This window comes from Streptantibioticus rubrisoli (assembly GCF_024436055.1).
GTDB lineage: Bacteria > Actinomycetota > Actinomycetes > Streptomycetales > Streptomycetaceae > Streptantibioticus_A > Streptantibioticus_A rubrisoli.
Map to the genome: position 1 here is coordinate 27,618 of NZ_JANFNH010000007.1, position 22,900 is coordinate 50,517.

Genomic DNA, 22,900 nt, shown 5'->3' on the forward strand with positions numbered 1-22,900 from the left:
AACAGTTGGCAGGCTATGCAGAAGCTGTGAGCGGCGGCCAGCGAACCGGCCGCTGACGACACAGAAGGTTCATGTGGCGCAACACAATCACGCCAATCGGCTCACGAGGACTTCAGCGCCGCCTGCATCATCGCCTTGGCGATCGGAGCGGCCAGCCCGTTGCCGCTGATCTCGGAGCGCACCGCGTCCGGGTCGTCGACCATGACGGCGACCGCCACCTGCTTGCCGGAGCTGTCCTTGGCGTAGGAGACGAACCACGCGTAGGGCTTCTCGCCGTTGTCCACGCCGTGCTGCGCGGTGCCGGTCTTGCCGCCGACCTCCACGCCGGGGATCTGCGCGTTGGTGCCGGTGCCCTTCTGGATGACGGAGACCATCGCCTGCCGCAGCTGCTGGGCGGTGTGCTCGCTGATGGGCTGGGACGTCTGCTTGGGGTCGAAGGTCCGCAGCGCCTTGCCGTCGCCGTCGGTGACCTCGGAGACCATGTGCGGGGCCATCAGCTTGCCGCCGTCCGCGATGGCGGAGACCACCATGGCCATCTGCAGCGGGGTGGCCCGTACGTCGAACTGGCCGATGCCGGTCTGCGCCAGCGAGGACTTGGGCATCTTCGTCGGGTAGACGCTCTGCGCGGCGCGCACCGGTATGTCCAGTTCGCTGCTGTCGAAGCCGAACGCGTCGGCCATCGCCTTGACCTTGTCCTGGCCGAGGTCCACCGCCATCTTGGCGAACACCGTGTTGCAGGAGTACTCCAGCGCGGTGCTGATCGAGGCGTTCTCGCACGGCGCCGCGGGGTTCTCGTTGGTGAGCTGGCTGACCGTGCCTGGCAGGGTGTACGGGTTGGGGCTGTTGGTCGGCTGGTCGATCGAGGAGTACAGCCCGTCCTGCAGCGCGGCTGCGGCGACCACCAGCTTGAAGGTGGAGCCGGGCGGATAGGTCTGGCGCAGCGCCCGGTTGCTCATCGGCTGGCTCTTGTCGTCGCTGTACCGCTGCCATGCCCGCGCGTCGGCCTTGGAGCCACCGGCGATCTTCGAGGGGTCGTAGCTGGGGGTGCTGACCATCGCGAGGACGTTGCCGGTCTGCGGGTCGATGGCGACGGCGGCACCGTTCTTGTTGCCCAGACCGTTGTACGCGGCCTTCTGCACCGCCGGGTCGATCGTGGTGAGCACGTCGCCGGGTTTGCCGGTGCGGCCGGTGAGCACGTCGAGCAGGCTCCTGGTGCGCGAGTCAGTGCCGTTGAGCACGCCCTGGTAGATGCCTTCGAGCTGGTTGGCGCCGTAGACCTGGGACAGTCGTCCGGTGACCGCCGCGTACAACGGGCCGTCGGTGTAGGTGCGCTTGTACGTGAAGTCAGGGCTGCTGGTCCTGGCCGAGCCGGTCACCGGTCGGCCGCCCACGATGATGTCGCCGAACGGGTTCGCGTACTGCGCGATCAGGTTCCGTCGGTTGTACTGGTCGTCCGCGAGTGCCTTGCCGTCGACCTCCTGCACCCATGACACCCGCAGCAAGAGGGCGAGGACCAGCAGGAGGGAGAAGGCCGCCGTGCGTCTGATCGTCTTGTTCATCCCAGTCAAGAACGTCCCCCGAGCATGGATTGGTTCCAGCTCGGGGCGATCTCACAGCTTCGGACCCGATATGTCCGCAATGTTTGGACCTGAGGATTCCGGAAGGCTGGCGACGCGCTGGCGCGGCTACTATTCCGGCAGAAATCCGGCGCCCTCCAGGGCCGCGCGGGAAGCGGATGTGAGTGGTGCCATGAGCGCGATCCCCAGGGACCCAGCGGAATGCCCGAGGGAACAGCGGTTAGCGGAAACGTTTGTGGAGCTGGCCGACACCCTGGTGGACGACTTCCAGGAGACCGAGTTCCTGCGCCTGCTGGCCAGCCGGTGCCTGGAGTTCCTCGACGCGTCGGGCGCCGGGCTGCTGCTGGCCGACGCCTACGGCAAGTTGCGCACCGTGTCCGTGCGCACCCAGGGCGCGCTGCTCGACGTGCAGCGGGACGGCGGCCCCGCGCTGGAGTGCTTCCGCGCGGCGCGGGTGGTCGGTCCGGTGGACCTGACCGCGGACGGGGCACGGTGGCCGCGGTTCGCCGAACGGGCGGTCGGCAACGGGGTGCTGGCCACCTATGCGGTGCCGCTGCGGCGGCGGGAGACGGCGCTCGGCGCGCTGCAGTTGTTCCGTACCGAGCCGGGCGCTCCGCGAAGTGGTGATGTGGCGCTGGCGCAGGCGCTCGCGGACGCCGCGACGATCGGGATACTGCGGCAACGCGCCATCGCCCGAAGCGGGTTGCTCGCCAGCCAGTTGCAGTCGGCGCTGGACAGCAGGGTGGTGGTGGAGCAGGCCAAGGGAGTGCTCGCGGAACGGTGGGGGGTGGGCATGGACACCGCGTTCGGCGCGCTGCGCCGGTATGCGCGCACCCATCGGCTGCGGTTGTCCGAACTGGCTCGCCAGATAGTGGACAACTCCCTTGATTCTGACGCTCTGCGGGACAACTGAGGCAGACCGCGCGACGCCCCCACCACAGTACGATTTGCGACGACTCGGAAAACCGGTCGTTCGACCGGTACGGGCGGGCGGGGTTCGGTGCCGCGCGTCCGCACCAGGCATCCGTCGCGGTACGTGCCCATCCTTTGACTTGGCGTCAACTCGCCCTACCCGCTGGGCGTTGGCCTGTTCTAGGGTATGTGTGTGGCCCAGGACCCCGGCCACCGTGTCGCCACCGCACCCGAGCACAGTCGCATACCCCCGACGACGCAGGACGTGGTCCAGCCATGGTGAAGGGCACTGCTTCCGCACGCCTTCCGCTGTCCGACCCCAGACGCTCGACGCTGGACGTCTGCTGCACCTTCTCGCTGGCACGGGCCAGCGGCAGCGACGCGCTCGCCGAGCGCATGACGCACGCCGCGCTCACCACCATCGGCACGCACGACGCGCCGTGCGCGCAGATCGCCGAGGCGACCGCCCTGGCCTGCCGCTACGTCCTGGACTACGGGTACGCCCGGCGGTATCGCGTCACGCTCGGCTTGGACGGCGCCCGCTGCACCGTCTCGGTCACCGACTACGGCTACGACCAGCCGCCCGACGCGTCCGCCAGCGCCGCGTTGCACGCGCCTCCCTCGCATGTCACGGCGGAGCTGTGCCACGAGTTGTCCGGGCACGCGGGGCTGGACGGCGTGCAGGTGCACCACGCACTGGACGGTGCGGTGCTGGTCCGCTTCCGGACTCCGCTGCCCAGGTCGGCGGACTCCCCTGAACCTCACCCGGCCGCACCGGACACCTCCCGCAGTCCAAGCGCCCAAGGGTGAGGGCCGCCGGTCGGCGGCCCTGACGGGGAGCGGGCCGCCGACCGCGCGCCGCGCCATGCGGTCCGCGCTGGATGGGCGGTGGAATTAGGCGGGACCGTCAGCCTGGCTGAGGTCTTCTTCGGCCTCAGCCAGCAAGGCCCCGATCCCAGCGGCTGCGGCCCGTCGTTCCGCTCGGTCCTCTGACTCCCCCACGATCCGCTCGAACTCCCGCAATCGCGCGGCGCGCTCAGGATGTTGCTTGATCGCGACGAAGACGGACCAGCGGTGCGGGAAGGTGCGCACAGAGGCGTTGTTGCCCGCCCGAGTCGCTGCCTCCACTGCCTGGCGGAGTTCGGTCTCGAACTGGGCGGCATTGGCGGAGCTGAGCCGGGTTACCGCTGCTCTGAGGGCGGCTTCGGTCTGGGGCGGCATGCGGTCACGCGAGGATGTCGAGCGCATAGATGCATTCGTCGCGTACGACGGTCAGATAGCGGACCGCGAAGTTCGGCCGCCACTCGATGCGCACGCCCGGGGAGGGGCCGGTGTAGTCAACGCCGTTGAGGTAGATCATGGAGTTGACCACGGCCAGTTCAGCAGCGACCTTTTCGACCTCAGCGATCACCTCAGCCGAGATGCCCTTCGTCACCTATTCCCTGCTGGGGTCCCAGTCCCACCGCCAGTCAGCCACCTGCAACCTCTTGGCGTGCGTCGCGGACGATCTCTCCGGCTTCCCTGACGGCCGCCTGCCTGACGGCCGGGTCCGGGTCGTTGATGCGCCGCTCGGCGTCGTGGAGCCTGCGAGCCTTGGCGGGGTCGCGCTCGATCGCCACGATCGAACCCCAGTGGATCAGGAACCGCCGGATGGGTTCCGTACTGCCTTGATCGGCAGCCCAGTCGAAGGCCTGCTGCATCTCCTTGAACATCTCCGGCAACCGTGAGGGAACCAGCGTCGCGACGGCTTCGCGCAGCGCCTCTCTGGTCAATGGAGGCATAGGAATGATCGGCCCGTCAGGCGTGCCGTGTCGCACAGTCGCGCTGATGGGGTCCTCCCGAAGTGATCGGCCCCAGCCTACGGGGCCGCCGCCCTTGTGCGGGTCAGATCAGATCCACCACGTCCGCGATCGAGTCCACCACCCGGGACGGGCGGAAAGGATAGCGTTCCACGTCGGCGGGCTGGGTGAGGCCGGTGAGGACCAGGAAGGTCTCCATGCCTGCTTCGAGGCCCGCCAGGACATCCGTGTCCATGCGGTCGCCGATCATCGCGGAGGTCTCGGAGTGGGCGCCGATGGCGTTCAGACCGGCGCGCATCATCAACGGGTTGGGCTTGCCGACGAAGTACGGTTCCTTGCCGGTGGCCTTGGTGATCAACGCGGCGACCGAGCCGGTGGCGGGCAGCGAGCCCTCGGCGGAGGGGCCGACCTCGTCGGGGTTGGTGGCGATGAAGCGGGCGCCCGCGTCGATCAGCCGGATGGCCTTGGTGAGCGCCTCGAAGCTGTAGGTGCGGGTCTCCCCCAGCACCACGTAGTCCGGCTCGGCGTCGGACAGGATGTAGCCGATGTCGTGCAGCGCCGTGGTCAGCCCGGCCTCGCCGATCACGTAGGCGGTGCCGCCGGGCCGTTGGTCGTCGAGGAACTTGGCGGTGGCCAGCGCGGAGGTCCAGATGTTCTCCACCGGCACGTGCAGGCCCATCCGGGACAGCCGGGCGTGCAGGTCGCGCGGGGTGTAGATGGAGTTGTTGGTCAGCACCAGGAACGGCTTGCCGGACTCCCGTAGCCGCTTGACGAACTCGTCCGCCCCGGGGATCGGGATGCCCTCGTGGATCAGCACGCCGTCCATGTCGGTGAGCCAGGATTCGATCGGCTTTCGCTCTGCCACAGGGACGACTCCTTCACGGATGGAACAGCCAGGACCGGGGCGGTGGCTCGAACACTATTGCCCCGGTCCCCTCCGAGCCTAGCTGCCGGTGGCAGCCTGCCAGGCACTCACGTATCTGTTCAGCTGGCCGTTGACCTGGTTCCAGTCCGGCTGGTAGACCTGCACGCCCGGACCACCATGCCGATGCCGCGCCGGTACGGGGGCAGCGCGGTGACATCGCGGCCGCCGATCAGCACCCGTCCGGACGCCGGGGTGACGAACCCGGCGACGGCCCGCAGCGCGGTGGTCTTGCCCGACCCCGAGGGGCCGAGCAGTGCCATGGCTTCGCCGGGTTCCACGGTCAGGTCGAGGCGGTCAAGGACGGTGTTGTCCCCGTACCGGACGGTGACCGAGTCGAACCGGATGCCCATCTCAGAACCCCCGTACCAGCGCGGGCAGTTCGGCGACCGATCCCAGGACGTGCGTGGCACCGGCGGCGGTCAGCCGCGGCTCGTCGTGCGCACCGGTGAGCACGCCCGCCACGATCCCGGCGCCGGAGCGGGCGCCGGTGAGCATGTCGTACGAGGTGTCCCCGGCGACCGCGATCCGCCGTACGTCGTCGGTGCCGGTGCGCAGCAGAGCGGTGAGCACCAGGTCCGGGTACGGTCGGCCGCGGCCCGCGTCGGCCGGGCAGAGGGTGAGGTCGGCGATGTCCCGCCAGCCGAGGGCGTCCAGGATGGCGTCCTGGGTGACCCGGGCGAAGCCGGTGGTGAGCACGACCTTGCGGCCCTCGGCGCGCAGTTCGGCGATGGCCTCGGCGGCGCCGGGCAGCGCGGTGATCCGCCCGCCGTCCACCAGTTCCGCGTAGGCCCGCTCGAACTCGGTGTTGGCGCGTTGGGCGAAGTCCTCGTCGCCGAACAGGGCGCGGAAGACCGAGATCTTCGACTCGCCCATGGTGGCCCGGACGTACTCCAGGTCCGGCTCGACACCCAGTCGTTCCGCGGCCCGGGTGAAGGCCTGCTCGACCAGGCCGCCGTCGGCGACGGTGGTGCCCGCCATGTCGAGGACGATCAGATTGATGGCGCGTTCTGGCAGCTGCGTCATTTTCGTTACCAACTTCCTTACCAGCCCAGCTCGTCAGCGGTCGTCTCGGCGATGGCGGGCGAGCAGGTCATGCCGCGCCCGCCGGGTCCGGTGACCAGCCAGACCCCGTCGGCCACCTGCTCGCGGTGCACCACCCGCGCGGTGTCCACGCACTGCGCGTACACCCCGGCCCACCGGTGCCGGATGCGCGGCAGTGGGCGGCCGAGCAGCGTCTCGGCGACCTCCCGCAGGTGCTCGTACGGCTCCTCGACCACGTCGAAGGCGAAGGGCTCGGCGTACTCATGGGTGTCCCCGATGGTCAGTGAGCCGTCCAGGCGCTGCACCATCAGCAGTTGCATCCGGTGGTCGGCGGCGGTGGCGGCTTGCGGCTGTCCGTCATTCAGCGCGTCCAGCGCGCCGCCCGCGTACGCCGGGTAGTAGCGGAAGCTGTCCGCGTCGGCGACCGAGGTGGTGAGCCGTTCGCCCAGCGGGTCGGTCTGCATCATCTGCAACCGCACCCTGCGGACCGGCAGTTGCGGGGCCAGCTCCCGCACCAGACCGGACAGCCAGGCTCCGGTGCACAGCACGACGGCGTCGGCGTGGTGGGTCTGACCGTGGTCGTCCACGACCCTGCGCGGGCCGGCCTGGCGGACCTCCCGGCCGCCGAGGAAGGTGTAACGGCCGGAGGCGGTGAGGTATTCGCGCAGCGCGCGCTGGGCGACCCGGGGCTCCACCGCGGCGTCCCGCTCGCACCACAGGGCGCCGAGCAGCTCGCCGCGCAGCGCCGGATTGACGGTGCCGACCTCGTCGGTGTCCAGCCACTTCAGGCCGCGGGCATCGGCGTCCGGGCGGCTCAACACCTCGTCGGCGACGGCGCGTTCGGCCTCGGTGCGCACGGCGGTCAGCGAACCGTTGGACCGGAAGCCGACGCCGGGTACCCGGGCGCCGATCTCCTGCCACAGCTCGCGCGCCCGCAGCGCGGTGTCCAGTTCCGCGCCGGACGCCCGGCCGCCGACCCAGACGAGCCCGAAGTTGCGCACCGAGGCACCGCGCGCGTCGCGCTCCCGCTCGATGTGGACGACCTCGTGCCCGCGGGCGACCGCGTGCCAGGCGTGCATGGTGCCGAGTACCCCGGCGCCGACGATGACGACTCTCATGCCCCGGAGCCTGTGCGCCGGGGCTTGAGCGGTCGCGTCCGAGTGGTGAAGCGACGAGGAACAGCCCACCATGTTTGGGCTAGACCCGTTATCTATTCGTGACATGGCCGTACGGTACCAAGCGCACGGCGGCGGACGTCAGACCCCGGTCAGATGTGTAGTGAAACTGAAACGGTCACCGCGGTAGAGCGACCGCACGCGTTCCACCGGGCGGCCGTCGGCATCCCGGGAGACCCGGTTGAGCAGCAGCATCGGCAACGCCGGAGGGGTGCCGATCAGCAGCGCCTCGCGCGGGGTGGCCAGCACCGTCTCGATCCGCTCCTCCGCGGTGGCGAACCGCACCCCGAGCCGGTCGCGCAGGAACGCGTAGAACGACGAGTCGGGGTCGAAGTCCCGTTCCAGATGCGGGAAGCGCTCCACCGAGACATAGGTGCTCTCCAGCCCCACCCGCTCGTCGTCGGCGAGCAGCACCCGCTCCAGATGCCATACCGGATCGGCTTCGCCGATCCCGAGCTGCGCGGCCAGTTCCGGACCGGCGGGCATCCGGTCCAGGCCGATCAGGCTGCGTCCCGGTACCTTGCCCTGGCGGCGCACCCCCTCGGTGTAGGAGACCAGGGACAGCGGCTGCTCCAGCTTGGGTCCCGCGACCACCGTGCCGCGCCCCTTGCGCCGCACCCGCCCCTGAATCAGCAGCTCCCGTACGGCCTGCCGGACCGTTTCCCTGGCCACCCCGAAGCGGGCGGCCAGATCGCGCTCGGTGGGCAGGCCGCCGCCCTCGCCGAGTTCGTCCAGCAACGCCTCCAACTGGGTCTTGACGGCGTAGTACTTGGGGACGCGGCCGTGCTCGGGGATCCCGGAGCGTACGGGGGCGCCGGGGGTGCCCTGGGCTTTGTGGGTGTCGCGCGGGTCCTTCACGCCGCGATCCTCGCAGAGCGGGCTCAGAACCTGCCGCGCCAGGGGACGGTACGGCGGGCTCCGGCCATCAGGGCGGCGCCGACCAGCAGCATCGGGAAGACCGAGGAACCGCTGTCGTGGATCCGGGAGGCGCGGTGCAGTTCGGTCAACCTCCGTTGCCGGTGCGCCAGTTGGACCATTGGGCGGGTTCTGTGGCAGCCGGGACTGTCGCAGGCGGGTGGCGCTGGTTCGGTGTCCGCGGCCGCGGGGGTGGGTCCCAGCAGCGGAACGATCGTGACGGCGCCGATGACAAGGGCGCCGCGGAGGGGCGCACTGCGCAGGTGCATGGGGTCGGACCTTCGCGGTATCGCTTCGGGGGGGTGCTTCCCATCAGACCCGGCGCCGCCCTGCCGTGCCGCGGCGGCCCGCCGGGGCACGGCCCGGTATGCGCCCGGACGGCGCAGCGGGTCAGCCGAGTGCCCAAGCGCTTCGCTGGATGTGCCGCGAGGTGCCGTCGATCGGCTGCGGCACCGTCGTGGACGGTCGTGCCCACGCGGCGGAGCCGCACATGAACACAGCCCCGTGCCCCTTCGGGTCGCTGCCGAACCGCGGCGGACTTGACCCGATCCGCCTAGCGGCCGAAGACCGGTGCCAGCACCATCCAGGCGGCGCCGTCCGCGACGGTCGACCGGTCGGCGGGGGCGACGGTGACCGGGACCGGGTGGACGGACTGCTCGGCCAGCACGGCGGCGACGCCCTCGGCGAAGCTCTCCCGGGCGGCGAGCACGGCGCGACCGCCCAGTACGACCCGGTCGATGTCGAGCAGCGCGACGAGGTTGGCGGCGCCCACGCCCAGCAGGCGGGCCGCCCGCGCGATGTCGGCGCGGGCCAGCGCCGCCAGGCAGAGCGCCTCCAGGCAGCCGCGCTTGCCACAGCCACACGGCGGCCCGTCCAACTGCACCACCTGGTGCCCGAACTCCCCGGCCCCGGTACGGGGACCACGGTAGACGGCACCGTCGAGCACGAGTCCGGCACCGAGGCCGGTGCCCAGGTGCAGGTACGCGAACGAGGCTACGGGCGCGGCGAGTTGGCATCCGCCTCCGGCCGCTGGCGGGTGTGTACCGGTCGGGTGCCCTGCTGGTCGCGGTGGGGCCGTGGCGTTGGGCGGGGCGCTGTTCGCGGTGCCGGGTGGTGGGGCGGTGGCCGTGGTGCCGGGGGGTTCGGTGCCCACCGTGCCGGGTGGTGGGGCGGTGGCCGTGGTGTCGGGGGGTGGGGTGTCCGCAGGGCCGGGCGGCTGGCACGGGGTTGCCGCGTCTCCCGCTCGTGCCGGGGCCGTGGGGGTGGGCGGTCGCGGTGGGGACGCGGAAGCGGTTGGCGTGCGTGTCGGCCGCGGCGGGGTTTGTGCCTGGGCGCGGGGCGGCGTGCCCGTCGGCGGGGCGTCGGGAAGCTCCAGCACGGCAAGTGCCGCCGCGTTGGTGTCCTTGTCCAGGGTGACCGGCACACCGAGCCGGTCGGCGAGCGCGGCCCGTAGCGGGAAGCCGTCCCACTGCGGGAAGCCGGTGACCCGGTGCAGCACCCCGGACCGGTGGTCGAGCGGACCGGGCACCGCGACCCCCGCGCCCAGCACCGCCCGGCCGCCGACACCGGCGAGCAGCCGCCGCACCCGTGCGGCGACGGCGTCCAGCACCGACGCCGGATCCGCGCCGAGGTCGAACGGCGCGGTGCGTACCGCGACCCGCTCGCCGGTGAGGTCGGCGAGCACCGCCGTCATCTCGTCTCGGTCCAGGTGCAGCCCGACCGCGTACCGCGCGCCCGGCACCAGCCGTAGCAGCGTGCGCGGCTTGCCGCCGGTGGAGGCGCGGCGGCCCGCCTCCGTCGCCATGCCCTCGGCGCGCAGCCGCGCCACGATCTTGCTGACCGCCTGCGGGGTGAGGCCGGTGCGCTCGGCCAGCTCCAGGCGGCTGATGCCCGCGCCGCCGCCCACGGTGGCGGAACGCAGCAGGTCCAGCACGAGTGCGGCGTTGTGGCCACGCAGTACGGGCAGGTTGGCTCCGGAGTTACCCCTGTTCACGCCCCCATTGTCACCGACGCTTGCACTTTCGCAACAGCGTTGCTTTAGTGGCCGCATGCCTGTGAACTCTCCGCTCCGTGTCGGCCTCATCGGCTATGGCCTGGCCGGTTCCGTCTTCCACGCACCGTTGATCGCCGCCACCGAGGGCCTGCGGCTGGACGCCGTCGTCACCTCGAACCCCGAGCGACAGGCACAGGCGAGGGCCGAACATCCACAGGTCGCCACCCTGGCCTCGGCGGACGAGTTGTGGGACCGCGCGGACCGGCTCGACCTGATCGTCATCGCCTCGCCGAACCGCACCCACGTCCCGCTGGCAACCACCGCCCTGCGGGCCGGACTGCCGGTCGTGGTGGACAAGCCGCTGGCCGGTACCGCCGCAGAGGCCGCCGCGCTCGCCGACCTCGCCGACGAACGCGGCCTGCTGCTCTCGGTGTTCCAGAACCGCCGCTGGGACGGCGACTTCCTCACCCTGCGCCACCTCCTGGACACCGGCGCGCTCGGCGAGGTGCGACGGTTCGAGTCGCGCTTCGAGCGGTGGCGCCCGCACCCCAAGGGCGGCTGGCGCGAGTCCGGCGATCCGGCGGAGTTCGGCGGGTTGCTGTACGACCTGGGCAGCCATCTGGTGGACCAGGCGCTCACCCTTTTCGGGCCGGTGCGCACCGTGTTCGCCGAGTCCGACGCACGGCGCCCGGACGCCGAGGCGGACGACGACACGTTCATCGCCGTTGAGCACACGAGCGGCGTGCGATCCCATCTGTGGATGAGCGCGGTCTGCCCGCAACTCGGTCCGCGCTTCAGGGTGTTGGGGTCGGCGGCGGGGTACGTGAAGTACGGGCTCGACCCGCAGGAGGCGGCGTTGCGCGAGGGCCTGCGGCCGGGCTCGGGCTGGGGTACGGAGGCGCAGGAGGCGTGGGGTCGGCTCGGTGCGGGTGAGTCGCCGCTGACGGGTGGCGGCACCACGGTGCCGACGCTGCCCGGGGACTACCCCGCGTACTACGCGGGGATCGCGGCGGCGTTGCGCGAGGGCACCGCGCCTCCGGTGACCGCACGGGAGGCGGTGGCCGCGCTGGAGGTGCTGGAGGCGGCGCGGGTGTCGGCGGCGGAGCGGCGCACCGTCGAGCTGGCGGGGCGGGAGTGATGGAGCGTCAGGAGGCGTCGGCGCTGGTTCCGGTGCTGGAGGAGCAGGAACTGCGGCTCACGCTCGGGCAGTTCACGCACGATGACGCGTGGCGGCTGGGCGGGCTGCTGCGGGAACTGGCGGTGCGGCGCCGGGCGCCGGTGGCCGTCACCGTGCTGCGCGGACCGCAGCGGCTCTTCCACTGCGCGCTGCCCGGCTCGTCCGCGGACAACGACGAGTGGCTGGCGCGCAAGTGCCGGGTGGTGGAGCGGTACGCGGAAAGCTCCTACCTCGTCGGGACGCGGTTCCGGGCCAAGGGCACCACGTTCGAGGAGTCCGCGCGCCTGGACCCCGCACGCTACGCGGCCCACGGTGGCGCGTTTCCGCTGCGCGTACGGGGCGTCGGCGTGATCGGCGCGGTAGCGGCCTCCGGCCTGCGGCAGGCCGACGACCACGCGCTGGTGGTGGCCGCGCTGGAGCGCTTCGCTGGGTGACGGCGGGTTCTGGGACGCGCTCTGGGGGTGCGGTTCGTTCGGCACCGCCGGTCTCCGCCGCCGTGGTTGCTCACCGTCGCGGCGGTCCAATGCGTCGGGGGGCAAGCCCCCGACACCCCGGCCACGTCATCCGAGGAGTCGGCGACCAGCCCACGTCATCCGGGGGTCTGGGGGCTTGCCCCCAGGAACGAACCGCCGCGACGGCGAGCGACCACGGCGGCGGAGACCGGCGGCACCGAACCGGCCGCAACCCCCGACACCGACGGATCCGCCGGAAGGGCACTACGCGTTCTTAAGGAACTGGCGCTGGCGGCCCAGGCCGGTGATCTCCAGTTCCACCACGTCGCCCGCGCGCAGGTACGGCTTGGGATCCGGGTGGCCCAAGGCCACCCCGGCGGGGGTGCCGGTGTTGATGACGTCGCCGGGGTACAGCGTCATGAAGCGGCTGAGGTACCGCACGATGTGGGCGACCGGGAAGATCTGGTTCGCCGTCGAACCGTCCTGCTTCAGCTCGCCGTTGACCCACAGCCGCAGCGTCAGCGCCTGCGGGTCCGTGATCTCGTCGGCGGTGACCAGCCAGGGGCCGAGGGGATTGAACGTCTCGCAGTTCTTGCCCTTGTCCCACTGGCCGCCGCGCTCGATCTGGAACTCGCGCTCGGACACGTCGTGCGCGATCGTGTATCCCGCGACGGCCGCCAGCGCCTCCGCGTCGGTCTCCAGACTGCGCGCGGTGCGGCCGACGACGACCGCCAACTCGACCTCCCAGTCGGTCTTCACACTGCCCCTGGGGATGAGCACGGGGTCCTCCGGGCCCACCACCGTGTCCGGTGCCTTCATGAACACCACCGGCTCGTCCGGGATCCGCGCTCCCGTCTCGGCAACGTGGTCGTGGTAGTTGAGGCCGATGCAGACGATCTTGCCGATCCGGCCGACCGGCGGACCGATCCGCAGCCGCGACCGGTCGAGCACGGGCAGCGCACCGCCCCGCGCGGCACGGCGTACCCCCGCCAGCGCGGTCTCGTCGGCGAGCAGCGCACCGTCGATGTCGGGCACCAGTCCCGACAGATCGCGCAGGGTCCCGTCGTGGTCCAGCAACGCCGGACGCTCCGCTCCCGCCGGTCCGACACGCAGCAACTTCATTCCAGACTCCCGGGTCGAGGGTGGACACGCCGTGCCGCAGGGCTGGCTGCCCTGCGGCACCACGCAACCGACGAGGACGGTCATCGGATGACTTGTCTGATCCTCCAAGCACAACCGGCCGCTCCGCAAGACCGGCTCACTTCGTGGACGGCACTCCGCCAGGTGCGGGGACGGGTTCGCTCGGCGTCCGGTGCAGCACCGCCCGCTCCACGGCGGTCCAGGCCGTGGTGGTCGCCAGGTACAGACCGGTGGCGAGCGGGACGAGAGCCGCGGTGATGAGCGTTCCGAAGGACAGCAGCGGCAGGAACTTCGCCAGCCCGGCCACCGCGCCCGGTGCGGCGGCCGGGAGCGGTGCGGCCTGCGCGGCGGCCTTGCGGGCCCGCACGTACGTCCAGGACGCGACCGTGGCGATCACCGCGAACACCGCGAGGTAGACCACCGCCTGCGGCCCGAACACTCCGCCCGCGCGGACCGCGCCCAGCCAGTGGCCGCCGAGCGGCGCGCCCGCCAGGGCGTGCTGGCGGAGCGCTCCACCACTGCCGGAGAACAGGTGGTACATCACGGCGAAGACCGGGAGTTGGAGCAGCGTCGGCAGACAACCGGCGATGGGCGAGACGCCCTCCTTCGCGTACAGCTCGGTCGTCGCCCGCTGCATGCGCTGGGGGTCGCCCTTGTACCTGGTGTTCAACTCCGCGATGCGCGGGGCCAGTCGGGCGCGGATCCGCTCACCGCGTGCGGCGGCCCGGGCCAGCGGGTGGAGTGCGAGGCGCACGCTCAGGGTGAACGCGATGACGGCGGCGGCCATCGCCGCGCCGCCGAACAGCGGCTGCAGGGCGTTGGCCAGTTGGGCGAGGAGTGCGGCAAGTGGCGTGAAAACGGACATGGTTGAGCCTCCACGGAGTCGTCCTTGCGGGATCTGCGATCCGGTAGGGACGGTCCGCGTGCGCTTACCGCGCGGATCCTTGGGCGGTGGGTAGCGGTGGGTTTCCAACACCGCGGGTCTCCGCCGTCATGGCTGCGCGCCGTCGCGCGGCATTCGCCTTAGGCGAGATCCGCCGGAAAGGCGTTACGCGGCCGTCCCGCAGGGACGGCCTGGGGCTCGGGGGCGGGGGCGGCCCGAGGCGTCGGGGTCGCGCTGGGGGAGGAACGCAGTGCGGCGTTCGCGATCGCGGATCGCGGTACGGATCCGGCCCGGCGGCACCGGCCGCGCCGCCACCGCGCTGACGAACGCGCGGCACACCAGCACCGCGGCAGCCGTGGCGGCGGCCGCCGCGACCACGGTCGTCAACTGGGCGTGGATCAGCGGCAGTCCGGCCAGCAGGAGGATCAGCGTGCCAAGACACACACGCAGCGCGTCAAGACCACGGAACATCTCGGCACCCCCTCCCTGGCTTCAGATACTAATCGCTTCGTTTACCTATCGCTTCGCTGGTAGTGCCGCGATGTGCCGTCGATCGGCTGCTGCACCGTCGTGGCTGGTCGCGCCCACGCGGCGGAGCCGCACATGAACACAGCCCCGCGCCCCTTCAGGTCGCTGGCTTAGCCCCCCACCCCCTCGGGCTCAACCGCCCACCGCCCTCGACACCGTGTAGATCAGCACGCCCGCCAAGGCGCCCACCACCGTGCCGTTGATGCGGATGAACTGCAGGTCGCGGCCGACGTGCGCCTCGATCTTGCGGGAGGTCTGCTCCGCGTCCCAACCGGCGACGGTCTCGCTGATCAGCGCGGTGATCTCGTCCCGGTAGGTGGTCACCACATACGTCGCCGCGTCCTCCAGCCAGCCGTCGACCTTCTGCTGCACGCGCCGGTCGGACGCCATCCGGACGCCCAGCGACAGCAGTGACGCCCTGGTGCGCAGCCGCAGTTCGCTGCGCTCGTCGGCGGCGGCCGCGACCACCATCGACCGCACCGCGTTCCACGTCGACTTGATCAGGTCCTGTACCTCGCCGCGCGCCAACAGGTCGCGCTTGAGTCGCTCCACCCGCTCCCGGGTGTCCGGGTCGGTCTGCAACTCGAGTGCGAAGTCCGCCAGGAAGCGGTCCAGCGCGCCGCGCGCCGGATGGTCCGGCATGTCCCGCATCTCGCCGACGAAGCGCAGCAGTTCTTTGTAGACCCGCTCGCCGATCCGCCGGTCCACGAAGCGCGGCGTCCAACCGGGCGCCCCGTTCTGCACCGCGTCCATCACCGAATCGCCGTGCAGCACCAGCCAGTCGTGGGCCCGTACGCACACCAGGTCCACCGCCCGCCGGTGGCCCCCCTCGCCGACCACCCGCTCCAGCATCCGGCCCAGGCCCGGCGCCACGTCCATGGTGTCCGCCCTGCGGGTGATCGCCTCACCGACCACCACCTGGACATCGGAGTCCCGCAGCACCCGCAGGGCGCCGCGCAGCGCGGCCGCCGCCTGCTCGGTGACCCGGTCGGCGTGCTCCGGGTCGGCCAGCCAGCCGCCGAGCCGGGAGCCGATGCCGACCGCCCGCAGCCGGGTGCGCACCACTTGCTCGGACAGGAAGTTCTCGCCGACGAAGTCGCCCAGTGAGCGGCCGAGCACATCCTTCTTCGTCGGGATGATCGCGGTGTGCGGCACGGGCAGCCCCAGCGGCCGTTTGAACAGCGCCGTCACCGCGAACCAGTCGGCCAGCGCGCCGACCATCCCGGCCTCGGCGGCCGCCGCCACATACCCCGCCCAGGCCCCGGCCCCGGCGGCCTGCGCCCATTTGGCCAATCCGTACACCAGCGTCGCGACCGCCAGGAAGCCGGTGGCGACCAGCTTCATCTTGCGGACGCCGCGCCGCCGCTCCTCGTCCGCGGGACCGTACGAGAACCCGCCACCGGCGCGCCCGGCGGTGGTCTTAGCCGCCACATCCATCCGTTCCACCCCGTGATTGTCGGTTGTCACAGCTTTCTGAGGAACGATCGGCGAGTTCCCGTCGTCTCTACCGGCGGCACCCGCGGTTCGGCGGGGAGTTCCGGAGCGCCCCATATGATCATGGGGCGTGGCGCGCGGTACCGCCGCCCAAAGGACCGAGGAGAAGCACCGCGTGACCAGGAAGTCCGGTTATGCCCTGCTGGCCGCGTTGGCGTCGGTGGTGGCCGTGGTGTGCGCCGCGATACTCGTAAGTGTCGGCGGTACACACATCGATGACGCCTCGACGGCACCCCAGCCCCGGTCGACGGCGGCCGCCCAGGCCGACGCCGGAGCCTGGGTGGGCACCTGGGCCACCGCGCCCGCCGCCGCCGAGCCGAACACCCCGCACGGCTACCCCGACGTGTCGATCCGCAACGTGGTGCACACCAGCGTGGGCGGTACCGCCGCCCGGGTGCAGTTGTCCAACCTGTTCGGCACCGCGCCGCTGGTCCTGACGCACACCACGCTGGCGGTCGCGGACGCCACCGGCGGGCCGGACGCGCTGCCCGGCACGCTGGCCGCGCTGTCCTTCGGCGGGCGCACCACGGTGACCGTGCCGGTGGGCGAGAGCGTGCTCAGCGATCCGGTGCGGCTGCGCGTACCGGCCGCCGCCGACCTGCTGATCACCACGTTCAGCCCGTACGCCTCCGGCGCGGTCACGTACCACCCGCACGCCCGGCAGACCTCCTACCTGGCGCAGGGCGACCACACGGCGGATCCCGACGGGGCCGCCTTCACCGAGCAGAGCCCGTACTGGCGCTATGTGACCGCGGTCGACGTGTGGACCGACCAGGCCAAGGGCGCGGTGGTCGCGCTCGGTGACTCCATCACGGACGGCTTCACCTCCACCGTCGGTGCCAACCACCGCTGGCCCGACTACCTCGCCCAGCGGCTCGACGGCAGCCCGCAGGGGCCGCACATGGGCGTGCTGAACGAGGGGATCAGCGGCAACCGGGTGCTGCTGGACCCCACGCCGAGCCTGGCGGGCGACGGTCCCAGCGCGCTGCACCGGGCCAACCGGGACGCGCTGTCCAGGCCCGGGGCCAGGACGCTCATCGTCGAACTGGGCATCAACGACATCATCATGTCTCCGCATCAGACGGACGCGGACGCCATCGTCGCGGGCCTGCAGGAGATCACCCGGGAGGCACACGCGCACGGCATCCGGGTGGTCGGCGGCACGCTGACCCCGTTCGAGGGCGAACGCGGCTACCAGCCGCAGTTCGAGATCGTCCGGCAACAGGTCAACTCGGCCATCCGCAGCGGCCGGGTCTTCGACGCGGTGGTCGACTTCGACCGCGCGCTGCGCGACCCGGTGCGTCCGACCCGGCTGTTCCCGGCGTACGACTCCGGCGACCACCTGCACCCCAACGACGCGGGCTACCTGGCGATGGCCGACGCGGTCGACCCGGCCACGCTGCTGGGCGACGCACCGGCAAGCGTCTGACGATGCGCTGGGAGTGCGGCGGTGTGCCGTCGATCGTCCGCGGCGGCATCGTGGCTGGTCGCGCCCACGCGGCGGAGCCGCACATGAACACAGCCCCGCGCCCCTTCAGGGCGCCCCGCCGCGTTCCCCGTACATCCTCGCGATGACGTCCTCGATGGCGGGCTCGCGCACCGAGAGGTCCACCAGCGGGTAGCGGGCGGCCAGTTCGGCCACCAGGGGGGCCGCGCTGGCGGCGGCCGGGAAGGCCAGCCACTGGCGGGGGCCCTCGGTGCGGACGGTGCGGGCGCCGTCGATGCTCAGCGGCGGCAGTTCGCGCTCGAAGTCCACCACCAGGGTGCGTTCGCTCTCCCCCGCCGCGTGCAGGCCGTCGAGCCCGCCGTCGTAGACCAGCCGTCCGTGGTCGATGACCATGACCCGGCGGCACAACTGCTCGATGTCGGTGAGGTCATGAGTGGTCAGCAGCACGGTGGTGGCGCGTTCGGTGTTGACCCGGCGCAGGAAGTCGCGGACCTTGGCCTTGCTGACCACGTCGAGGCCGATGGTGGGCTCGTCCAGGTAGAGCACCTCGGGGTCGTGCAGCAGGGCCGCCGCGATGTCGGCGCGCATCCGCTGGCCGAGCGAGAGCTGGCGCACGGGGACGTCCAACAGCTCGCCGAGGTCCAGCAGTTCGACGCAGGTCGCCAGGTTCGCGGTGTAACGGGACCGCGCGATCCGGTAGATGCGCCGGACGAGTTCATAGGAGTCGCGCAGCGGCAGGTCCCACCACAGCGTGGTGCGCTGGCCGAAGACCACGCCGATGCGGCGGGCCAGCCGGGTGCGTTCACGGGACGGGTCGACGCCCGCGACCCGCAGCCGGCCGCCGCTGGGCACCAGGATGCCGGTGAGCATCTTGATCGTGGTGGACTTGCCCGCGCCGTTCGGCCCGATGTAGCCGACCATCTCGCCGCGCGCCACCTGAAAGCTCAGCCCGTCCACAGCGCGCACGGTATGGCGTTCGCGGCGCAGCAGCCCGGCCCTGCGGCGCACCTCGAACTCCTTGCGCACCCCGTCGAGTTGGATCAGCGCGTCCATCGTTCAGCTCCCCGTGGATCGGTACGACCGCAGCCCGTTGCGCCAGGCCCACCCGGCCAGCGCGCACGCCGCCAGCGCCACCAGCGGCGAGCAGAAGTCCACCCAGCCCGGCAGCCCCAGCGGGTTGTCCCGGCCCAGGATGTGCAGCGCGGGCATCCAGTTGACGAAGGCCAGCGGCACGACGAAGGTGGCGCCGCGCACCAGGTCCTTGGCGAACACCGTCGGCGGGTACTGGGTGAGCGCGTTGCCGCAATACATCCGTGGATGTAGGTTCTACGGTTTTCATGATCGACAGACGGCGGACTGCCGAACGCTGCTGGTCAACGGCGGTGCACCTGGCCAAGTCATGTAGTCATCCGCTGTTACGTGGCGCCAGGTGGGGCGGCATCGGTACGGCGGGGGCCACGTAAGCTACTCACCGTTGCCGCCCGACAAGACCCGCCGCGTCCGCGCACCCTCGCGGGCGCACGGACGCGACATGGGACCGGAGTAGCGCACTATAGGCGTGCGCTTAGGGCCTGGCGTCGGCGAGATCACGCCGCCGCTCGGCGTCCTGAGGGGTGCGTCGTCGTGTCGTGCAACGGACGGTAAGGACGCGACTACACCTGAATATGAATCAGGGGAATAGCTCCTGGTCATCCAAGTGAAAACGGTTGGACATCGCCCGTAGGCGTTCCCGCGTGGACGCCCGTTCGGCGTAAACGACCTGACGGAGCGTCGCCCGTGCGAGGGGATGGTTACGTACGAGCTGGGGGCCAAGCGTTCAGCCTCGGATAGCTCGGACAGGGCCTTGCCTCGGCTGCCGTCCCACAGCCAGGCGCAGGTCAAGCCTCCTTCGCAAGCTATTTGACACTCGCTCATGAGCTAGTGCCGCATCAAGCAACCTTTGGCCTGTTGTGATGTGACGTGCCATCCGCGGTGCCGTGTCGAGCGGGACGTAACCGCCATTGGGATCGGGTGGCAGAGCGAGTACGCGTGTGGGAGCTCGATGATGACGAGGGGAACCGGCTGCTGCGGATCATCCGCAGCCTGATGCGGCACTAGCTGGTCGAATGACCTGCTCGCTCCGCCGCCGACATCCTCACGTCCGAGCATGCTCCAGGAATGAGTGCGGGCACATGGAGGCCTCACCCGAGCCTACGGCACCGAGGCCCGGGTGAGGCTGTGGCCGCATCCCAGCGCGGGCTGCCGGATGGCCAACGCGTCCGTCGGCTTTAGTTGATGCAGCCGGGAACTGGGTTGGGGCTTGGAGTGCAGTTCGTTGGGGGGTTGGCGATGATGGCGGAGAGGGTGTTCGTGACGGTCCCCGCGTTGTACACCCCGCCCGGTGCGGTTCCGGAGGAGTTCTTCGTGATGGTGCTCATGTTCAGGTGGGCGGTGCTGCTGACGCCGTTATAGAGGCCACCGGCCTGGTCTCCGGCCGTGTTGTTGATCAAGGTGCTGGCGTTCAGGGAAAGGCCCCCACTGAACTCGTTCCGGATGCCTCCTCCGTCGCCGCTTGTCGCGGAGTTGCCAGTGATGAGGGTGCCGTTGATGGTTGTCGTTTCGCTGGCGTTGAAGGCGCCAGTCCAGATTCCCCCACCTCCAGGGTGGTTGGATCCCGTGGGCACACCGAGGGCGCGGTTGTTCGCGATCGTGCTGGCTGAGACAGTGAGCGGACCGCCATCGTGGTCGATTCCTCCACCGGCGAAAGCGGAGGTATTTCCGCTGATGATGGTGGCTGTGATGACGCCGGTACCGTCGTCTTGGTCGTAACCGCCGCCTCCTCCGCCAACCGCTGGAGTGCCTGCGGTGTTGTTGGTGAGCTTGGACAGGTTCAGGGTGAGGCTTCCTCCCGGGTTGTCGATGCCTCCACCGGCGAGCCCGGCGGTGTTGCCGTCGATGGAGGTGGCCCGGATGGTGGCGGTGCTGCCGGAGTTGAGCTCCACACCTCCACCGCGGTTGGCGGTGTTGCCGCTGATGCTGAGGCCGTTGGCGTTGAGGGTTCCGCCGCTCTCGACGAGGATTCCTCCGCCGTCGCCGGTGGGGTTGCCGCCTTTGATGGTGAGGCCCCCCGCCGCGAGCTTGCCACCATTGCCGATGTCGAACAGCCTGAAGGCATTCGTGGCGGCGGGGTCGCGCTGGATGGTCGCCCCGTTGCCGATGATGGTGATGGGTGAGGTGACGGTCGGCGTGGCGTCCTCACCGCTGAAGGCCGCGGTGTAGTCGTAGTCGCAGCCGGGGGACAGGAAGAGAGTGTCGCCGCCGTTGGCGTTGGCGTTGGTGATGGCCGTGTTGAGCTCGGCTGTGCTGCAGCCCACGAATGTCTGGGCGTGTGCTGGTGTTGCGACCACCGTGGTGACCCCGACGGTGATGGCGATGCTGAGGACTGTGCGGGTCGCTAGGGCGCGGCGTGACGCACGGATGCGGAGATGGCGCACGAGGGCTCCCGAGGGGCTTAGGGCGGGCCGGTGACCACCAAGTACGCGTGGTCGGTGTAGGGGCCGCCCGGGATCGGATTGAGTGGCTGAACCAGTCGGTGAATCCATGAAGGGGATGGGCGCCCCATTCCTGCGTACACCACAAGTAGGCCACTACCGCTTCTCGTTAGGCAGGCGGTCGACGAACTTCCACCCTTTCGGACTAATGGCACGCTCGCTGAACCACCGATACGTGCCAAGTCCCGAGCCGTGAGACAGCCTGGCTCCGTCCATGGCGCTGCCGACCTGATCGCATCGGCCGGTCACAGGCAACCGCAACGATTGCAAGGCGGCGGCGGTTTCACCTGGTGCGAGGCCGTGCTTCACAAATGCCCTCTGTGCCGTATCGGTTATCAGGTGGTGCGGCCATTGGAAGGATATTGCGGTCGCTTCCGGTGCCACCATGCGCAGAGCGAGAACACTTTTCCCGGACAGGGGTACAAGCGGGACTCCTAGCGGGAGGGCGAAAGCAAGGCAAGTCCGTCGAGCGTACCGCCGTGTGCTGAACAGAGGAGAATGTGGAATGTTTGTGCAAGCGGCGAAGCGGGTCGCGTGCTGGCGGGGAATGGCCGCGACGGCGATGGCGATGGCGTGCGGTCTGACAGGGGCGGGACCGGCTGCGGCCCACCAAGGCACCGTGGTGAACTGCCACGACAATCCGAGTGCCCTGCAGTCCGCGATCTCCTCCGCTCCTCCTGGGGCGAAACTGCTGGTGAAGGGAACCTGCGTCGGCAACTTTTCCGTTAACAGGGATCTGACCTTGATCGGCATTGAAGATGCCGTCCTCGATGGCGGAGGTTCCGGCACCGTCGTGTCCGTCAACACCGCAGGCGTGCGGTTGGGACTGAAGAACCTAACTGTCACCCGTGGAATCAACAATGGCAGCGTGAACTCCGGTAATGGCGGCGGAATCTACAACAATGGCGGCACGATCACGCTGGCCCACGTCACAGTAAGCGACAATTCCGCTAGTTCCAACGGTGGTGGTATCTACAACGCTTCGGATAGCGTGATCACGCTGAAGCACTCAACAGTAAGCCACAACTCCAGCCTTTCGCCCCTCAGTACAGGAGGCGGCATCGATAGCCTTGGGACTTTGACGCTGACTCACTCAAAGGTGCTCACTAACGCTGCTGGCTACGGCGGAGGAGGAGTGGAAATCAGCGCTGGCACCGCTGTCCTTCAGAGCACGACGGTCGACGGCAACACTGCTGGCCAGCGCGGCGGAGGCGTTGACAACCCCGGCGGAAACGCCAACTTGTCCAGGTCCAGGCTCACCAACAACACCGCGGGTACGCCCCAGGTCGGCGGCGGAGGAGGTGGCTACGACCAAGACGACGGCGTCGGCTTCATCACAGAGACGGTCATCAGTGGAAATACGTCCGCTTTCGCTGGCGGAGGGATCGACCACGATGGCGGGCCGCTTACGATCGTGGCCAGCTCCATCACAAAAAACCGCGCAAATGGAGTGCCAACAGGAACAAACCACCCTGGCGGTGGCGGGATCTGGAGCGGCCCTTTCAACACCAGTGAGACGCTGATCATCAACCGCACCACCATCTCCGGAAACTCCGCCACAAGCGGCGACGGCGGAGGCATCCGAAACGAATTCAACGGGACTCTGGCCCTGAACGGCAGCACCATCAGCGGCAATACTGCCGGAGGCCGAGCCGGGGGTCTCTTCAACGGTGTCGGCAGTACCGCCCACCTCAGTTCCAGCGCCATTAGGGAAAACTCCTCCGACACGGCGCCGGGTGGTGTGTACAACGCGGGAACCGTCACGAACACCTTCTCCACCATCGTCGCCAACTCCCCAACTAACTGCACCCCAAGTCCAAATCCCGTCCCGGGCTGCGATGATTAGTGATCGCAACGTCCCCTGCCCACTACCAGCTCGCCAGCCGGAGCCCCTTTTGCGGGCCCCGGCCGC

Annotated in this window: 22 protein-coding genes and 3 pseudogenes; 6 read left to right on the forward strand and 19 right to left on the reverse strand. The window is 70.3% G+C overall.

The genetic code is table 11. The features are described 5' to 3' along the window. Nucleotides 1-101: 101 nt before the first annotated feature. Nucleotides 102-1,559 carry a peptidoglycan D,D-transpeptidase FtsI family protein gene (locus tag NON19_RS10350; RefSeq protein ID WP_255926579.1) on the reverse strand — a complete coding sequence of 486 codons (1,458 nt, stop codon included), beginning with the start codon at nucleotides 1,557-1,559 and terminating at the stop codon, nucleotides 102-104. A 253-nt stretch (nucleotides 1,560-1,812) separates the two neighbouring features. On the opposite strand from NON19_RS10350, the gene NON19_RS10355 reads away from it, so the two are divergent. Further along, nucleotides 1,813-2,490, forward strand: coding sequence for a GAF and ANTAR domain-containing protein (locus NON19_RS10355; protein WP_255926581.1), 678 nt, complete (start codon nucleotides 1,813-1,815; stop codon nucleotides 2,488-2,490). Nucleotides 2,491-2,765: 275 nt separating this feature from the next. After that, nucleotides 2,766-3,299 carry a hypothetical protein gene (locus NON19_RS10360; protein WP_255926583.1) on the forward strand — a complete coding sequence of 178 codons (534 nt, stop codon included), beginning with the start codon at nucleotides 2,766-2,768 and terminating at the stop codon, nucleotides 3,297-3,299. Between the two features lie 84 nt (nucleotides 3,300-3,383). On the opposite strand, the gene NON19_RS10365 is transcribed toward NON19_RS10360, so the two are convergent. The 10 genes and pseudogenes from NON19_RS10365 to NON19_RS10410 form a co-directional block, all read right to left on the reverse strand. Beyond that, entirely contained in the window at nucleotides 3,384-3,710 is a 327-nt protein-coding gene (locus NON19_RS10365; protein WP_255926585.1) for a hypothetical protein, read from the reverse strand. Nucleotides 3,711-3,714: 4 nt separating this feature from the next. Continuing rightward, nucleotides 3,715-3,924, reverse strand: coding sequence for a hypothetical protein (locus NON19_RS10370; protein ID WP_255926587.1), 210 nt, complete (start codon nucleotides 3,922-3,924; stop codon nucleotides 3,715-3,717). 34 nt (nucleotides 3,925-3,958) lie between these two features. Further along, nucleotides 3,959-4,261, reverse strand: coding sequence for a hypothetical protein (locus NON19_RS10375; RefSeq protein WP_372514069.1), 303 nt, complete (start codon nucleotides 4,259-4,261; stop codon nucleotides 3,959-3,961). 112 nt (nucleotides 4,262-4,373) lie between these two features. Then, entirely contained in the window at nucleotides 4,374-5,153 is a 780-nt protein-coding gene (locus NON19_RS10380; RefSeq protein WP_255926589.1) for an HAD-IIA family hydrolase, read from the reverse strand. Between the two features lie 167 nt (nucleotides 5,154-5,320). After that, nucleotides 5,321-5,563, reverse strand: a pseudogene (locus NON19_RS10385) (ATP-binding cassette domain-containing protein); the annotation flags it as partial. A gap of 1 nt (nucleotide 5,564) precedes the next feature. Beyond that, nucleotides 5,565-6,236: a phosphonatase-like hydrolase gene (locus NON19_RS10390; protein ID WP_255926591.1), complete on the reverse strand. Its 672-nt coding sequence runs from the start codon at nucleotides 6,234-6,236 to the stop codon at nucleotides 5,565-5,567. Between the two features lie 17 nt (nucleotides 6,237-6,253). Further along, nucleotides 6,254-7,372: a TIGR03364 family FAD-dependent oxidoreductase gene (locus NON19_RS10395; protein ID WP_255926593.1), complete on the reverse strand. Its 1,119-nt coding sequence runs from the start codon at nucleotides 7,370-7,372 to the stop codon at nucleotides 6,254-6,256. Nucleotides 7,373-7,510: 138 nt separating this feature from the next. Next, entirely contained in the window at nucleotides 7,511-8,287 is a 777-nt protein-coding gene (locus tag NON19_RS10400; protein WP_255926595.1) for a GntR family transcriptional regulator, read from the reverse strand. Between the two features lie 23 nt (nucleotides 8,288-8,310). Beyond that, complete coding sequence (locus tag NON19_RS10405) at nucleotides 8,311-8,613, reverse strand: hypothetical protein (protein WP_255926597.1); 303 nt, start codon at nucleotides 8,611-8,613, stop codon at nucleotides 8,311-8,313. A gap of 284 nt (nucleotides 8,614-8,897) precedes the next feature. Further along, complete coding sequence (locus tag NON19_RS10410; protein ID WP_255926599.1) at nucleotides 8,898-10,337, reverse strand: ROK family transcriptional regulator; 1,440 nt, start codon at nucleotides 10,335-10,337, stop codon at nucleotides 8,898-8,900. A 55-nt stretch (nucleotides 10,338-10,392) separates the two neighbouring features. On the opposite strand from NON19_RS10410, the gene NON19_RS10415 reads away from it, so the two are divergent. Together NON19_RS10415 and NON19_RS10420 are read left to right on the forward strand one after the other, a co-directional pair. After that, a complete protein-coding gene (locus tag NON19_RS10415; protein ID WP_255926601.1) occupies nucleotides 10,393-11,475 on the forward strand; it encodes a Gfo/Idh/MocA family oxidoreductase in 1,083 nt (360 codons plus the stop codon). Then, nucleotides 11,475-11,948: a heme-degrading domain-containing protein gene (locus tag NON19_RS10420; RefSeq protein WP_255926603.1), complete on the forward strand. Its 474-nt coding sequence runs from the start codon at nucleotides 11,475-11,477 to the stop codon at nucleotides 11,946-11,948. The genes NON19_RS10415 and NON19_RS10420 overlap by 1 nt, the downstream gene beginning before the upstream one ends. Nucleotides 11,949-12,230: 282 nt before the next feature. On the opposite strand, the gene NON19_RS10425 is transcribed toward NON19_RS10420, so the two are convergent. From NON19_RS10425 to NON19_RS10440, 4 genes are all read right to left on the reverse strand, one after another. Beyond that, a complete protein-coding gene (locus tag NON19_RS10425) occupies nucleotides 12,231-13,088 on the reverse strand; it encodes a fumarylacetoacetate hydrolase family protein (RefSeq protein WP_255926605.1) in 858 nt (285 codons plus the stop codon). Nucleotides 13,089-13,224: 136 nt separating this feature from the next. Next, nucleotides 13,225-13,971 carry a YidC/Oxa1 family membrane protein insertase gene (locus NON19_RS10430; protein WP_255926607.1) on the reverse strand — a complete coding sequence of 249 codons (747 nt, stop codon included), beginning with the start codon at nucleotides 13,969-13,971 and terminating at the stop codon, nucleotides 13,225-13,227. A 183-nt stretch (nucleotides 13,972-14,154) separates the two neighbouring features. Further along, nucleotides 14,155-14,460 (reverse strand): DUF6412 domain-containing protein, encoded by a 306-nt coding sequence (locus tag NON19_RS10435; protein ID WP_255926609.1) that lies wholly within the window; start codon nucleotides 14,458-14,460, stop codon nucleotides 14,155-14,157. A 189-nt stretch (nucleotides 14,461-14,649) separates the two neighbouring features. Beyond that, a complete protein-coding gene (locus tag NON19_RS10440) occupies nucleotides 14,650-15,954 on the reverse strand; it encodes a DUF445 domain-containing protein (protein ID WP_255926801.1) in 1,305 nt (434 codons plus the stop codon). A gap of 172 nt (nucleotides 15,955-16,126) precedes the next feature. Here NON19_RS10440 and NON19_RS10445 point away from each other — a divergent pair, with 172 nt between their 5' ends. Then, nucleotides 16,127-17,440: an SGNH/GDSL hydrolase family protein gene (locus tag NON19_RS10445; protein ID WP_255926803.1), complete on the forward strand. Its 1,314-nt coding sequence runs from the start codon at nucleotides 16,127-16,129 to the stop codon at nucleotides 17,438-17,440. A 105-nt stretch (nucleotides 17,441-17,545) separates the two neighbouring features. On the opposite strand, the gene NON19_RS10450 is transcribed toward NON19_RS10445, so the two are convergent. The 4 genes and pseudogenes from NON19_RS10450 to NON19_RS10465 form a co-directional block, all read right to left on the reverse strand. Further along, a complete protein-coding gene (locus NON19_RS10450) occupies nucleotides 17,546-18,511 on the reverse strand; it encodes an ABC transporter ATP-binding protein (RefSeq protein ID WP_255926611.1) in 966 nt (321 codons plus the stop codon). Between the two features lie 3 nt (nucleotides 18,512-18,514). Then, a pseudogene (locus NON19_RS10455) lies at nucleotides 18,515-18,766 on the reverse strand (ABC-2 family transporter protein); the annotation flags it as partial. Between the two features lie 361 nt (nucleotides 18,767-19,127). Then, a pseudogene (locus NON19_RS10460) lies at nucleotides 19,128-19,339 on the reverse strand (helix-turn-helix domain-containing protein); the annotation flags it as partial. A 386-nt stretch (nucleotides 19,340-19,725) separates the two neighbouring features. After that, nucleotides 19,726-21,039, reverse strand: coding sequence for a hypothetical protein (locus NON19_RS10465; protein WP_255926612.1), 1,314 nt, complete (start codon nucleotides 21,037-21,039; stop codon nucleotides 19,726-19,728). Between the two features lie 496 nt (nucleotides 21,040-21,535). Between NON19_RS10465 and NON19_RS10470 the strand changes: the two genes are divergently transcribed. Further along, nucleotides 21,536-22,834 (forward strand): right-handed parallel beta-helix repeat-containing protein, encoded by a 1,299-nt coding sequence (locus NON19_RS10470; protein ID WP_255926613.1) that lies wholly within the window; start codon nucleotides 21,536-21,538, stop codon nucleotides 22,832-22,834. Nucleotides 22,835-22,900 lie beyond the last annotated feature (66 nt).